Annotated in this window: 7 protein-coding genes; 2 read left to right on the top strand and 5 right to left on the bottom strand. The window is 60.2% G+C overall.

From position 1 onward, the window contains the following. Positions 1–16: 16 nt before the first annotated feature. Positions 17–2,518 (bottom strand): RHS repeat-associated core domain-containing protein, encoded by a 2,502-nt coding sequence (locus QZR30_RS22010; protein WP_311904155.1) that lies wholly within the window; start codon positions 2,516–2,518, stop codon positions 17–19. Positions 2,519–3,067: 549 nt separating this feature from the next. On the opposite strand from QZR30_RS22010, the gene QZR30_RS22005 reads away from it, so the two are divergent. Further along, complete coding sequence (locus QZR30_RS22005) at positions 3,068–7,663, top strand: SpvB/TcaC N-terminal domain-containing protein (RefSeq protein ID WP_311904154.1); 4,596 nt, start codon at positions 3,068–3,070, stop codon at positions 7,661–7,663. 142 nt (positions 7,664–7,805) lie between these two features. On the opposite strand, the gene QZR30_RS22000 is transcribed toward QZR30_RS22005, so the two are convergent. The 3 genes from QZR30_RS22000 to QZR30_RS21990 form a co-directional block, all read right to left on the bottom strand. Beyond that, positions 7,806–10,796 (bottom strand): RHS repeat-associated core domain-containing protein, encoded by a 2,991-nt coding sequence (locus QZR30_RS22000; protein WP_311904152.1) that lies wholly within the window; start codon positions 10,794–10,796, stop codon positions 7,806–7,808. A gap of 137 nt (positions 10,797–10,933) precedes the next feature. Further along, positions 10,934–11,227: a BolA family protein gene (locus QZR30_RS21995; protein ID WP_046071886.1), complete on the bottom strand. Its 294-nt coding sequence runs from the start codon at positions 11,225–11,227 to the stop codon at positions 10,934–10,936. A gap of 6 nt (positions 11,228–11,233) precedes the next feature. After that, entirely contained in the window at positions 11,234–11,752 is a 519-nt protein-coding gene (locus QZR30_RS21990; protein WP_003236690.1) for a DUF2059 domain-containing protein, read from the bottom strand. 195 nt (positions 11,753–11,947) lie between these two features. On the opposite strand from QZR30_RS21990, the gene QZR30_RS21985 reads away from it, so the two are divergent. After that, positions 11,948–13,330 carry a class II fumarate hydratase gene (locus QZR30_RS21985; protein ID WP_046071885.1) on the top strand — a complete coding sequence of 461 codons (1,383 nt, stop codon included), beginning with the start codon at positions 11,948–11,950 and terminating at the stop codon, positions 13,328–13,330. On the opposite strand, the gene QZR30_RS21980 is transcribed toward QZR30_RS21985, so the two are convergent. Further along, positions 13,327–14,283 carry a DMT family transporter gene (locus QZR30_RS21980; RefSeq protein WP_046071884.1) on the bottom strand — a complete coding sequence of 319 codons (957 nt, stop codon included), beginning with the start codon at positions 14,281–14,283 and terminating at the stop codon, positions 13,327–13,329. The genes QZR30_RS21985 and QZR30_RS21980 overlap by 4 nt on opposite strands. Positions 14,284–14,609: the final 326 nt, after the last annotated feature.

The following is a 14,609-nucleotide window of genomic DNA, read 5'->3' as shown; positions in this document are numbered from 1 at the left end:
ACGGTGATTCGTTCAATCAGCGTACCGCCCGCCTTGAAGCCCTGGAACTGGCGGGTTTATAGCTGCGCCACGCGGACGAGTTGGACTCCCAAGGCGCATCGACCCGCTGTTGATGCCGATAGAACGTCACGCGGCCTGCCAGTTGCTGTCGATGCCGATAAAGCCAGCGCAGTTCCGAACCTGTGGCAGAAGACTGGGACTTATCGATTACCCGATTCAGGTCCAGATCATCAAGAGCAAAATGCACATGGCGCATGCTTTCAGGAGCCGTCAGGGTCTTCAAGGCCGACTTACTGATGCGGCTGACCAGCTTATGCTGGAAGTCAATCAAGTCCACGTCTATGTAGTCTTCAAGGGTGCGCTCGAATGAATAGTCGCCAGAAGCAAGATCACTGACAAATTTCTTCGCGAACTCCCGGTTGGCGGTGGTCGATGTACAGCCCGAATACTTCGCCACAACAGCGCCATAGAACTGCTGTGCGACCTGTACGCCTTGCTCACTGATCGTTTGCCTGTACCTGGCCTGGCTGATCCTGCCGAGCCCGTACCGAACGTGCGCACTGACGCTTTCTGCCAGCGCCGCTGTTGCCGGCCCTATTTCATCAATTCCGACATAGGCGGCCATGATGTCCCCACGTGCTGTCAGCTTCGACCAGAAGCTACGATAGCTACGCACAGTATTCGCCAAGCCGAAAAGGATATCGCCTCGACCTGGTTGGAATTGCTCGCCGAACAACGTTTGCCCACCATCGACATCCCTGAACCGCAAGGGATTGCCCAGCGCCATCGCATACAGATTCAAGCCGTCCACGTCACCCAGTGGGTCCGGACTGATCCAGCGTTGCAGCCACGGCGCGTAATACCGATATCCGTAGTAATACAACCCTGTCGCGTCGCGCTCCTTGCCCGCGTAGCGGCGAACCTTATAGTTGGCTCGCTGCGTATCGTTGGTAGCCCACCACGCCGTCATGCCATACGGATAGTAGTGCTCCTGGCTCAGCAACTGCGCGTGCTCGTCCAGCTCCAGTAAACTGCTGCTGAGGTGATCGAGGATGCTGAATTGCAACTGCTCGGCGCTCATATCACTGGGGCGACCGTGCTCCCATTGCAACACCGTGACACGACCGCCGCCCGTATCAATCTCCAGCACGTTCAAACGCTTGCCAGGTTGTACATGCAGGTGCAAACCCGGCAAGTAGCACGTCAGTTGCGTATGGGGTTTACCCGCGACCCGTTGGCTTCTGATCTTGGCAGCCCGCTGGCCCTGGCCGTCGTAGAGGTAATTTTCCACATCAGGATCACCCTGTTCACGCCGCACCTGGGTGGCATGGGTGAGTTGATTACGCACGTTCCAGCCTAACCGTTGGCCGCCGCCCAGCGATTGCTGGTTACCGTTGGCATCAAACATCGTCGCCCAGTGTTGCGCCGCACCGTCAGTGACCGACAAGGCGCGATTGCTGCCCACCGCTACACTCATGTCCCGGGTATACCCTGCGCCACTGCTCGCCACATGGCGCAGGCGTGTCAGGTTGCCATGCTCGTCGTAGGTATAATGCTGGGTGTAATTGCGCCAGAGTCCGTCGCCGGTTGCACCAAACGCCACCCGCCCCGGGGCTGCCTGACCACCGCTGCCAACAGCATTTTCCCGACCGCTGGCCTGGGTTAACTGGTAAAGACTGTCGTACTGGTAACGACTGACCGCATCAATGCGCGCATTGCTGTGCCATTGAGTCGGCTGGGCCTGGTCGCTGAGGCTGAGGATATTACCGACCGGGTCGTACTCGTACACAAGGTCCTGTAAAGGCTGGATAGCCTCGCCCTTGCGATACACCGTCAACTGCAGCAAACGATTATCCTCAGCGGCGTATTTCGCCACTTTGGTGACTTCATTGCCTAGCCGTTCGGACTCCACCAAGCCGCTGGCGTTGTACACGCGCTGGTTCATCAACACTTGGCGTGTGCCCTCACGCAGGGTCAGCGCAACCTCCTGCAGCCAACCTTGCCGCCCATAGCGCCAGTGCCGGCGATTGCCCCTGGCGTCGATCTGCTCCAGCAGCGCCCCCAAGGCATCGTAGCGCCAGGTCGTGGTATGGGCTTTGGTTTCCAGCTGTTCAGCTTGATTGTCATCGCTCGATGGCCAGTCAACTGCCGAAGTGTCCATGCGAAACCGTCGAGTCTGCTTGATGACGTTCCCACCGATCCCGTACTCATCCATCAACACAACACCGGCCGGGTCCGCGTGACGAATCAGCCGTCCACAACGGTTGCCGGCCACCTCGGCTGCCCCATAGGCCAGGCGCTCTACACAACGCGGCCGTGGCTCATTCGCAGTCTGTTCAAATACTGCCACCGGGCGTAGCAGACGGTCGTAGCGTTGCTCCTGATGGGCTTGACGCGAATCCCAGGTGTGCAACGGCTGGCCCGCTTCGCCGCGTAATATCAGGCGCCAGCCGGCATCGGCGCTCTCGGTGCGAACCGTCTCGCCCGACAGACTGAAAATGTTCGATTGCGATGCCACACCGCCAGATCCCCGCGCACATTGCCGCGGGTCCCACTGACTGGACAAAAAACCACTGGCCCCAAAAACCTGTCGGGTAACCCGTGCCTGCGGAGCCTGGGTCACGCTCTGGCGGTGATATTCAACGGTACGTACAGCCAGTCCGCGAGGATCCGTGGCCTTCAAGGTAGGTGTATTTCGATGCAAAGAATTAGACATGAACTCATGACCTGACTAGCTAAGGTCAAAAAAACTCTAGGGAGCTGCTCTGTGCAGTGGGGGTATTACGAGGATGTTTTATGTGTCTAATTACAAGGACTGAATACCATTGGGACTGCTACGCAGCCCAACGAGAGCAAGCGTTATCGCCACAGATACTGGGCTGCGGCGGTTTAAATACCTATGCCCGGCCCCGTCAACCTGCGTGATAGCGTTTTTTCATTGCCCGCCGAACCCATCGGCGGGAGTGAAGGAACGTATGAATATGCAAGCCGACAGCAGCTCCTTGCTCGCTCAACTGATTGACCACACACACCCTTGCCCCCCCGCCGCAGCCAGTTGGGGTCAGGCATGAGCGACGACACTCTCAAACTGCAGGTCAATACCCCGACACTGCCCAAAGGCGGTGCTGCCATCCAAGGCACCGGCAAGGGCTGGGGCGATATCGGCTCCAGTGGTACAGCAAGCTTTGAAATTCCCTTGCCGATCTCTCCCGCGCGCGGCTATGCGCCGGCCATGTCGCTGACCTACCACAGCGGCGCCGGTAACGGCCCCTTCGGCCTGGGCTGGGGGCTGCCCCTGGGCGCCGTCAGCCGGCGTACCTCCCATGGCGTGCCTGACTACACGATGCACGATGTGTTGGTGGGCCCCGACGCGCAAATCTGGCTACCTGAACGCGACGCCAACGGCGTGATCAGCAGCAGCCGCCTTGCTTCATTCAATGGCTTGCCACTGTCCATCGCGTATACGGTCACCCGCCACTTCCCCAGGGTCGAGACCCGCTTCGACCGTATCGAACACTGGCAATCGGCAACCGACACCGCCGGCTTCTGGCTGATACACAGTGCCGATGGCAGTCAGCACTTTTACGGAAAAACCCCCTTGGCCCGAATTGCCGATCCGGACCACGCGCACCACGTGGCGCAGTGGTTGTTGCAGGAAAGCCTGAATGCCCACGGTGAGCACATTTATTATCACTACACAAAAGAAACCGATAACACGCGCTACCCCAGGGATTGTCGAGCCCGGCATTACCTGGAAAGTGTCTGCTACGGCAACTTCACCGCCCGTGAGCACGAGCAGCTTTACCTCTGGCAGACCGACGATAAACCGGACGTGGGCTGGCACTTTCAATTGCTCTTTGATTATGGTGAACGCGCCCTTGAACTGGATCGGCGGCCGACGTACCAGAAAATCCGGGACTGGCCGGAACGACCCGACCCCTGCTCGGATTTTGCCTTCGGCTTCGAGTTACGCACCCTGCGCCGGTGCAGCCAGATCCTGATGTTTCACCACTTCCCCAAAGAAGCGCGAATGGGTGCCGATCCGGTACTGGCCAAGCGCTTGCTGCTGGAATACCACGCACCCAGCCATGTCAGCCTGTTGAGCGGGGTCCATGAGCAGGCCTTCGACAGCGCGGGCAATAGCGTGAGCCGCCCGCCGCTGGAGTGTTTTTATCAATCGAGCCATCTCAAGGTCGACCCGGGCCGCTACCAGGCATTCAATGCATTGCCCAAGCTGCATGACGGTGATCGTTATCAACTGGTAGATCTGTACGGCGACGGCCTGCCCGGTATGTTGTATCGCGCAGACAACAGTTGGTATTACCGTGAACCGCTGAGGCCGCAACACCCGCAAACCAGCGACGAGGTGAGCTACGGTGCGGCGCGGGAGTTGACGCGGGTGCCGGTCGCCGACAGCACGCGGCCCATCCACCAGGCGCTGGCCGATGTGGATGGCGACGGGCGTTTGGACTGGCTGGTGGCCGGGACCGGGCTCAACGGTTTTTTCAGCCAGGACGAACAGCACAATTGGTCAGTCTATACGCCGTTCGATGCATTCCCGTCGGAGTTCTTCCACCCCCAGGGCATGCTCGCTGACTTGATGGGGGCAGGCCGTCATGACTTTGCGATGATCGGCCCGCGTAGCGTACGCCTGTATGAAAATCGCCGAACATCCGGCTTCGCACCCGCCACTGAGGTGCCGTATACGCCCGACGATGGGTTGCCGATCATTTCCTCCTCACCCAATGAACTGGTGGCGTTCAGCGATGTACTCGCCACAGGCCAACAGCATCTGGTGCGTATCCGGCATAACGAAGTGAAATGTTGGCCGAACCTGGGTCGGGGTCGTTTCGCCCGGGGTTTTGTATTGGCTACATTGCCGTTTCGTTATCAAACGTTCAATGCGGCGCATGTACTGCTCGTCGACCTCAATGGCGGCGGCGCGGCAGACCTGCTGTATTTGAGCGCCACTCACTTGAGTATTTTCCTCAACAAAGGCGGCAACGGCTTTGAGGCACAGGCGATCAACGTCCCTTGGCCAGAGGGCGTGCAGTATGACAACCACTGCCAGGTCAGCGTTATCGATGTGCTCGGCCTGGGCTGTCCAAGCCTGATCCTGACCGCAGCCCACCAGACCCCCGGCCACTGGCGCTATGACTTTTTCAGCCAGAAGCCCTGGCTGCTCACGCGCACTTACAACAATATGGGCGCCCAGGCGTCGATCAAATATCGCAGCAGTGCCCAAGAGTGGCTGGACGAGAAACGCGAGCTGCATGCCAAGGGCCAACCTGCGATCAGCCAGTTACCCTTTGCGCTGCTGCTGGTCAGCCAACAAACCCAACGAGACGAGATTACCGGCAACCAACTGACCCAACAATGGCGCTATCGCCAGGCTTATTACGACCGCACGGACCGCGAATTTGGTGGTTTCGGGCTTGTGCTGCAAACCGACACCGAGAGCAGCAAAGACACGCAACACACCCAGGGTTTCAGCGCCCCCGTGCGCACCAAAACCTGGTTTCATACCGGGCAATCCATCGACATGCCTACCCTCGGCCATAGCACTCACGACCCCCAGGCCAAAGCCATGGGCCCCACGCTGGTCAGCCGCTACAAAGCGACGTCCGGGGCACAGCCGCTGGATCACCACGACGACTTGATCAGCGATCCTGCGCCACCGTTGGCACGCGAAGTGGCACGTGCACTCAGCGGCAGTGTGCTACGGGTGGAGGTGGCAGCGGCGGAGCCGGCGCACGACACCCTACCCTATTGCGTCAAGCAACAGCGTTATCTGATCCGCGAACTGGCGCCGAACAATGCCCATACGCCCTATGCCCGGCTACTGCCATTAGCTCTGGAGTCGATCAGCTATCAGTATGAAGGGGTGGAAGACGATCCCGTGTGCCAGCACCAGATCAACCTGCGCTGGGACGCCTATGGCTGCCTGGTGCATGGTGTCACCCTGCATTACGCCCGCCGTACCAGCGCCTACGGCTCACCACCCGCCGTGCTGGTCGATGAGTATCACAAGCGTTGGTGGCGCGATACCCATGACAGCGCACAGCAGTTCTATTACCTGAGCGAAACGCTGGCACAGCACATTCATCTGGACGACGCACAAAACTGGCGTCTGGCCTTGCCGTACCGCCAACGAAACAATGCCCTGGTGCTGGGCAAAGCGCCAGCGGCCGGTGGGTTAGAGCTTGGGCGTATCGCCTATGAAAAGTTCATCGACAACCACGACGGGCCATTGGCCGCAGGTGCCAAACGCGAGCTGAGCAGTTTGTCGGTGCAGCGCTATCGACAAGCCGGTGGCCTCGGTAAAACCCTGGAGCCCGGCGTCGCCAATGCCCAGGCCTTGACTGACTACCTGGAAACCGCAGAGCTGGATGACAACGGCCTGAATGTCTACAAGCACATACCGGCGATGCCTGACCAACCTGCGGTTGATCTGGTAAAAAAGCTCAGCGACAGCGGCTATCACTCCATGGAGCTGTTTTTTCTATTCGACGGCGAGGTGCCGCCCGAGGAAAATCGTCTATGGTCGATTCGCCGGCACTTTCCGCGCTATGGCAAGGCTACCCAGTTTTATCGGTTAAGGGCGCTGCGGACCACCAAGGCCCATGGCGAAACAACACTCAACTATGACCCCTATACGCTGCAAACCGTGCGTGTAAAGACGCCGGACGGTTGTGTGACCAAAGCCGAATACGACTATCGCCTGCTGCTGCCGACAAAAATTGTCGACCCCAATGGCAATATTCAAGAAGCGCTGTATGACGGTTTTGGGCAAATGCTCGTCAACACTTTTCGCGGCCACGAACATAACCTCACAGTGGGTTTCGCCGCGTTGGAGAGCTACCGCCCGCTCAAGGATGTAACGCCCGCGTTTGCCATAGAAAACGCGCAAAGCGTGTTGCAGAGCATGGCCAGCCTACACTGCTACGCCCCGTTCAGTTGGATGGGCGCGGTCGACTTGGCCATGGTCAAGCCGGAGTGGGTCGCCAAAGCCTATTTGCTCCCCAGCGGGCATATCCGCGCGGGTGCGAGGGCACGTCTGAGTGCACGAGCGCGCCAGGGTAGCGGTCGCCAGGGGCTCAGCGACAGCGACAAACAACTCCAGGCGTTGATCGACAAAGCCAGCCGGACCCCGGTGCATGGGCTCATGTTGCAAGCCGACCGCTACCCGGACGATGCCGCCCAACAGATCCGCATGACCTTGACCTGTTGGGATGGCTTTGGTCGTACCTTGCAGACCAAGCAAAAGACTGAGCCAGGCCTGGCCAATGCGCTCGACGACCAGGGCAACCTGCTGGTCGACAACATACCCGATACGGTACCCGGCACTTTCAAGAAACAGCTGCGCCAAGTGCATGCCGACCCCCGCTGGCGCGTCAGCGAGCGTGTTGAATACAACAACAAGGGCCTGGTCATTCGCATCTACCGCCCCTACTTCGCTGACAAGCACGCCTACGTCAATGATCATTCCATGCGTGAGCTGGGCCACAGCGACCGACAGTTCTACGACCCTCTCGGCCGCCCGACGAAGACATTGACCGCAGCAGGATTCATGCGGCGTACCACCTATTGGGCCTGGTACACCGTCAATGAGGATGAAAACGATACCTACGAAGAGCTGCAAGCTACCCCTCCAAAGCACTGACAGACGAACGATAAGTGCCCGGTTGACCGGATCGTCAAAGCGCGTGCGCTTTCCAGTTTTTGTTCGCTCCCACGCAGAGTGGGAACGGTCAACGCAGGCTTGAATCCGTGGCAACCCGACAGGACGGCGGCCCATTCCCCCCCTACCTGGAGCGTGGGCTTGGGCGCCAGCTCGTCGCCAAGGTCGAATATCCGCCCCTGGCGAACTGTACGAACAAGCTGCGCCATTCGGTCAGCGCGGCAATCATGCCGCGGGCCGCCATCACAAGGTTGCGTGTCATTCGGCCTTGGGCGGCCATGGGCAAGCCCGTCAGCGCAACGGCCAATGCCTCGACACCGGACGCGGCCCAGTGCGTCCACACCTGATTGAACATTCTGCTCAGCCCACCGTGCATCGTCGCGGCAGGGTCTGGCAGCTGCAGGGTCTGGTCATGGGGATCGTGGACAGCCGTTGGGTGACCACCACGAATCATCGTTCCCGCCGCTGCATCGTAGGCTTCTATTGCAGGTGAGACATTGGGCTGCATCAGCGCAGGCACATCCCCGCCGTATACCGCGTTGGCCACGGTTGCAAGAGCATAGGCCGCCGTCGCCCCGGCGGTGCGCGTCAACCTGCCGCGCAGGGGCGTGCTGCCCCAGGAGACGCCAGTACCGTGCCCACGGAGGACCTGCTGCGCGAGTTCCCTGGAGAGCGCGCGCACATGCCCGCCCAACCGCTGGACCGCTACCGGGTCCCAGCTGTGCTCGGCTTGATCACCTATCGAGTCGCCATAAACGGCATATCCCATGCCCGCGGCACCTGCAAGAACAGCGCCTACATGGGGTGCATATTGCGTCCAGTTACCGACAATACCAGTGCTCATATGTGCCGTGGACACTGCATCCAGTGCCGCAACGGTCATGCGCAAGATTTGATTGCGTTGCGCCATCGGCTGGATGTTGCTGAACACCGCCAGATCGACACCCGTCCAGAAGGTATTGGAAATATAGGCGGATAAACCATCGCGAATGGCAGCCGATGAAGCCGCTTGTATCCTGGGTCGCAAAATGAGCTGCATATGCGCGAGCCTGCGACTGATGGAAAGCCTGCGTAGTTGAGTCTGCCGAGGTTGTTCCAAAGCCGGTGTCGCCGTCAGCCCCTGCTCATCGATCTTGCTGACGGGGTTGCCGCCGACCATGGCGTACAAATTCAAACCGTCAGCATCGCCGGTCGGGTCCGGGCTGATCCAGCGATACAACCACGGCGCGTAATACCTGAAGCCGTAGTAGGACAGCCCACTGGCATCGCGCTCCTTGCCCGAATAACGGATGAATTTATAGCTCGCCTCGCTGGCGCTTTTCGCCGCCCACCACGCGGTACCGCCGTAGGGATAATAGCTTTCCTGGCTAAGCAGTTGCGCCTGCTCGCCCAGCTCCATAGTGCTGCTGCCCAAGTGGTCCGATAAGCCGTAACGGATCTGCGCGTCCTGGCGGACGCCCGAGGGGTGGCGATCCCAAATCAGGACGCGGACGGTGGTAGTACCGACATCGAGGTTGAGTACATTCAGTTGCTCACCCGTTGCGCTGTCATGGCGAACTTCCAGTTCCGGCAAGTAGCGCACCTCGGCCGTATGCACCACGCCCCGGGCCTGGGAGACCCGGCGTTTGAGGATGCGCCGACCGGTGGCATCGTAGGCGTAGCGTTCTTCATCGTCATTGCCGCCCTCGCGCCGCAGCTGCGTGAGGCGCACCAGTTGATTGCGCACATCCCAAGCCATCTTTTGATCGCCGCCCAGCGTTTGCAGATTGCCGTTGTCGTCAAAACCCTGCCCCAACCCGGGCGCGGTCTTGCCATCGGCCTGCGGCAGAAAATGATTGCTGCCTGCGGCCACGCTCATCTGCCGCGTGAAGCCCGTGCCGCTGCTGGGCACATGCTGCAACTCAAGCAAATTGCCGGCAACGTCATAGCTGAACCGCTGGGTGTAGCGACGCCATACGCTGTCGTCTGTCGAGCCAAACGCCACCCTCGCCGGTAACGCAGGACCGGCGGTATTGCCGGCGGTTTCGCGGCCGGTGGCCTTGGTCAGTTGCGATAACGTGTCGTACTCATAAAGGCTGGCCGAACTGATTCGGGTGTTGCTCGACCATTGCGTCGGCTGGGCAAGGTCATCGATGCGCACGATGTTGCCAACGCCGTCATAGTCGTAGCTCAGGTCTTGCAACGCTGCGCCCGGTTGTGCGGGCAGACGGGCGGTCATTTGCCGCAAGCGACCATCAAACTCGCGGTATTGCATGGTGCGCACAACACCGTTGCCGGCGCGTTCACTGAGCACCTGGCCGGCTGCGTTATATTCGCGCTGGCTGAGCACCTGCGTAGACGCGCCGCCCATGGGGGTGACGAAGATACTCGCCGGTAGGCCGTCAACGGCATAGGCGTAGTCGACGCGATTACCCTTGGCGTCCGTGTGATGCAAGCGTTCACCCAGCGCGTTAAACCCAATGGAGGTCTGGAACCTCTCGGGCTCCAGGCGCACCTCGCGTTGTGCATCGGCTTGGGGCCAATCCAACGCAGCATCCGCCTGCCGGAAGCGTCGGGTCTGCTGCTCAACCTGCGCGTGCAGCCCATAGAATTCGTGGAACACCGAGCCGCCACCGTCATCGTGGCGAACCACTTGGCCACAGCGGTTGCGTGCAGCCTCTTCAGCCGAGGGTAAAGCATAGGCAATACGCTCGACGCACAGCGCTTGCTCGTCATTGGCCGCCTGCTCGAAGACGGCGACCGGGCGTAGATATTGATCGTAGTGATGAGTCTGGTGAGCGCCACGCCCATCCCACTCTTCCAGTAAATTCCCGGCTTCGCCCATCAGTGTCAGTCGCCAGCCGGCGTCCACGCTGTCGGTGCGCAACACTTGTCCGCCAAGGCTATAGACCGTGCGTTGATTAGCCGGGGTGTCAGGCTGAGAGCGTGACAACTGCGACAGACGTGGGTCCCATTGTTCAATCATCATGCCCGTACTGCCAAACACCTGACGATGAATGCGCGCCTGCGGTTCAACCTCTGCGCTTGAGCGGTGGTAATCGATGTTACGAACAGTTAACCCACGCGGGTCGAATGCAGCCAGGGACGGCGTGTTTCGATGGATGGAAGCAGACATGACCTCAAGACCTTAGTGCTGGATATGTAATCCTGAAAGCCTAGGGATGAGGTGTGGAGAAAGGTGGTGCTGGAGGATGTTTTGTGTATCCAGGTACTGGCATCGCCCCGACCCGCTCGCGCGGGTCGGGGCTGCGCTCAATGCCCGCCGGCGCAGGTCGGCGAGGCCGGGGCTGCGTCGATTTTCGCCCATTCATCAGGCGTATAGGTATGCAGCGCCAACGCATGAAACTCGCTCATCAGGTCACCCAGGGTGGCGTAGACCTTCTGGTGGCGCTTGACGCGGTTGAGCCCCTCGAACTGCGAGCTGACCAGCACGGCCTTGAAGTGGGTCTGCAACCCACGACTATGCATATGGCTCTCATCCAGCACGTCCAAGTGTTGCGGCTCCAGGGCGGCGAGCGCCGTTTCGATACGCTGTTGCATGGTCATTCCTGCTTACTTCTTCTTGGCCGGTGCGGCGGCTTTTGGCGTCAGCTCGTTGGTCATGTCTTCCAACAGCTTGTTCACCACCGGCACCGCGCTTTCCAGCTTGGCCTGGGTCATCTGGGCCGATTGCTGGGTCAGTTGTGGCATTTTTTCCAGGACTTTCTTGCCCAGTGGCGACTGGTAGAAAGCTACCAGGTCCTTGAGTTCCGATTCGCTGAAATTGGTGGTGTAGAGCTTGACCATGTCCGGTTTAAGCTTCGGCCAGCCGATAGCCTGGTCCAGGGCAGCGTTGGCCTTGGCCTGGTAGCTGTCCAGTACAGACTGCTTGGCGGCAGGCGCCTTGGTCTGTTCGAAGCGCTGGGCGAACATTTGCTGCACTTGCATGTACACCGGGGTCCCCAGCTTGTCAGCATGGGCCAGGGTAAGGAAGGCTTCGGCACTGGCGTTGTGGCTGGCGGTATCGGCAAAAACCTGGCCGCTGGCGCAAACCAGAGCAACCGCGGTACAGATGGCACGAAGACGAGTCATCGAGTTTCCTTTTCTAGCAGGCGAGGTAAGACCCCAAGGGCGCCCATTCTGCGCCTAAAAAACCTCGCGGCTCAACCCCACCCCACGCAGGCCCTGGTTTTGCGGGGCGCAATGGCACAAATACCGATTTAGGGAACCCACGGCAGCCGTCAGGGCCTAAACTGACCAATCACGACTGGATAAGGAGGGTGCCCGATGAGCCGTATCGAAACCGACAGCCTGGGAGAAGTACAGGTCCCTGATGATGCGTATTGGGGCGCGCAAACCCAACGTTCGCTGGTCAACTTCGCGATTGGCGAGCAACGTATGCCGCTGGCGGTATTGCATGCCCTGGCCCTGATCAAGAAGGCCGCCGCCCGGGTCAATGACCGCAACGGCGACCTGCCCGCCGATATCGCCCGGCTGATCGAACAGGCCGCCGACGAGATCCTCGAGGGTCAACATGACGACCAGTTCCCTCTGGTAGTCTGGCAGACCGGCAGTGGCACCCAGAGCAACATGAACGCCAATGAAGTGATCGCCGGTCGCGCCAACGAACTGGCAGGCAATAACCGCGGCGGCAAGAGCCCGGTGCATCCCAATGACCACGTCAACCGCTCCCAGAGCTCCAACGACTGCTTCCCTACTGCCATGAGCATTGCTGCAGTGCAGGCGGTGCATCAGCAGTTGCTGCCGGCGATTGCGACCTTGTCCGGTGGCCTGGCGGAGCTGGCTGCACGGCATATGAAGCTGGTCAAGACCGGGCGCACCCACATGATGGACGCCACGCCGATCACCTTCGGCCAGGAACTCTCGGCGTTTATCGCCCAGCTCGATTACGCAGAGCGGGCGATCCGCAGTGCCCTGCCCGCCGTGTGCGAGCTGGCCCAAGGCGGCACAGCGGTGGGCACCGGGCTCAATGCACCCCACGGCTTTGGCGAGGCGATTGCTTCCGAGCTGGCAGCGTTGTCGGGCCTGCCCTTTGTGACCGCGCCGAACAAATTCGCCGCCCTCTCCGGCCATGAGCCATTGGTGACTTTGCACGGCGCGTTGAAAACCCTGGCCGTAGCGCTGATGAAAATCGCCAATGACCTGCGCCTGCTGGGTTCAGGCCCACGGGCCGGCCTGGCCGAAGTCAAGCTACCGGCCAACGAACCGGGCAGTTCGATCATGCCGGGCAAGGTCAACCCCACCCAGTGCGAAGCGCTGTCGATGCTGGCCTGCCAGGTGCTGGGCAACGACGTGACCATTAGCATGGCCGCCAGCCAAGGGCACTTGCAGTTGAATGTGTACAAGCCGGTGATCATCCATAACCTGCTCGAATCGATCCGCCTGCTGGCCGACGGCTGCAACAACTTCCAGGAGCACTGCATCGCCGGTCTTGAGCCCGACGCCGAGAAAATGGCCGAACACCTGGAGCGCGGGCTGATGCTGGTCACCGCACTCAACCCGCATATCGGCTACGACAAGTCGGCAGAGATCGCCAAGAAAGCCTACGCCGAAGGGCTGACACTGCGCGAAGCCGCGCTGGAGCTGGGCTACCTCACCGACGCCGAGTTCGACCAGTGGGTACGTCCGGAAAACATGCTCGGTAGCTAAACCGCCATGCGCAGCCGCCGGGCCTTGAGCCCGGCGAGCAGCGACGGCGCCAGGGCGACTGCAGCTGACCCCAAGACCACCACGAATGCGCCGAAGTAGCCCAGGGCGTTGATCTCTTCGGCCTGGACATAATCCGGCCACAGCCACGCCGCCAGCGCCACCGCGACAAAGGTCACCAGCGGCGTCAACGCCAGGGTCGCACTCACCCGCGACGCCTCCCAGTGGGCCAGCGCTTCGGCAAACGCGCCATACGCCACCAGCGTATTCATGCAGCACGCCAGCAACAGCCAGCCTTGAAGGGGGCTCAACTGCAATGCCTCCAGGGGATGCGCCCACGGCGTGAGCAGCAACGCGCAGAACAGGTAGATCACCATCATCACCTGCAAGGAATTCCATACCGTCAACAATTGCTTCTGGCCCAAGGCATAGAACACCCAGATCGAGGTGGCCAGCAGGATGGTCAGCACCCCGGCGGTATAAGTGCCCAGGGACGTCAGCAACTCCACGAGGCGCTGATTGAAAAACAGGCCGAAGCCGATAATCAGCACCACCAGGCCGAGGACCTGCCCCAGGCTGAAACGCTCCTTGAAGACAAACACGCTGGCGATCATCAGGAAGATCGGGCCCATCTGCACCACCAATTGGGCGGTGCCGGGGCTGAGCATCTTAAGGCCAACCAGATACAGCACGTAGTTACCCACCAGCCCGCACACCGCCATGGCCACCAGCCAACCGCCCCTGGGACCGAGCACCTTGCGGCTGGGCAGGCGCTTGGTGACGGCGAGGTACACGAACAAACAAGTGCCGGCCACAGTAAGACGAAACCAGGTGACGGTGATCGGGTCCATGACCTGCAGGACCTGCTTGAGCTTGACCGGAAGAATGCCCCACAGAAAGGCGGTCAGCAGAGTCAGCAAGAAACCGTAGACCCAGCGGCCGGAAGAGATGTGCATGAGTGCCCCAAAAAAAGCCAGAGGTGGAGTAGCAGCCATTCTAGGGGTAAGTGACCAGATTCGGATACGTGGATGACCAACTGTGGAAGGAGACTTGCCCCCGATAGCGGTGGGTCAGCCAACATCAATGTTTGCTGGGCCGACGTCTTCGCGGGCAAGCCCCCTCCCACATTTGATCTTCGCCGCTTTGAGCATTTCGTTCGCTTAACTGACTGGCATTAGGGCTTGCCCCCGATAGCCATGGTTATCTATACAACTCTGACGTAGCGACCCTCAGTAACCACGATGCGAAGCGAGCCGCTCTTGATCTTGATCTTGATCTGCTT

It is taken from the genome of Pseudomonas sp. rhizo25, assembly GCF_031931935.1.
Classification (GTDB): Bacteria; Pseudomonadota; Gammaproteobacteria; order Pseudomonadales; family Pseudomonadaceae; genus Aquipseudomonas; species Aquipseudomonas synxantha.
Note: the sequence above shows the minus strand (reverse complement) of the source record. Positions and strands in the feature narration are given on the sequence as shown.

Excerpts from the sequence above, each read along its gene's own strand:
- QZR30_RS21990 (WP_003236690.1), bottom strand. The coding sequence starts at position 11,752 with ATGACTCGTCTTCGTGCCATCTGTACCGCGGTTGCTCTGGTTTGCGCC.
- QZR30_RS22005 (WP_311904154.1), top strand. The coding sequence starts at position 3,068 with ATGAGCGACGACACTCTCAAACTGCAGGTCAATACCCCGACACTGCCC.
- QZR30_RS22000 (WP_311904152.1), bottom strand. The coding sequence starts at position 10,796 with ATGTCTGCTTCCATCCATCGAAACACGCCGTCCCTGGCTGCATTCGAC.
- QZR30_RS21985 (WP_046071885.1), top strand. The coding sequence starts at position 11,948 with ATGAGCCGTATCGAAACCGACAGCCTGGGAGAAGTACAGGTCCCTGAT.
- QZR30_RS21995 (WP_046071886.1), bottom strand. The coding sequence starts at position 11,227 with ATGACCATGCAACAGCGTATCGAAACGGCGCTCGCCGCCCTGGAGCCG.
- QZR30_RS21980 (WP_046071884.1), bottom strand. The coding sequence starts at position 14,283 with ATGCACATCTCTTCCGGCCGCTGGGTCTACGGTTTCTTGCTGACTCTG.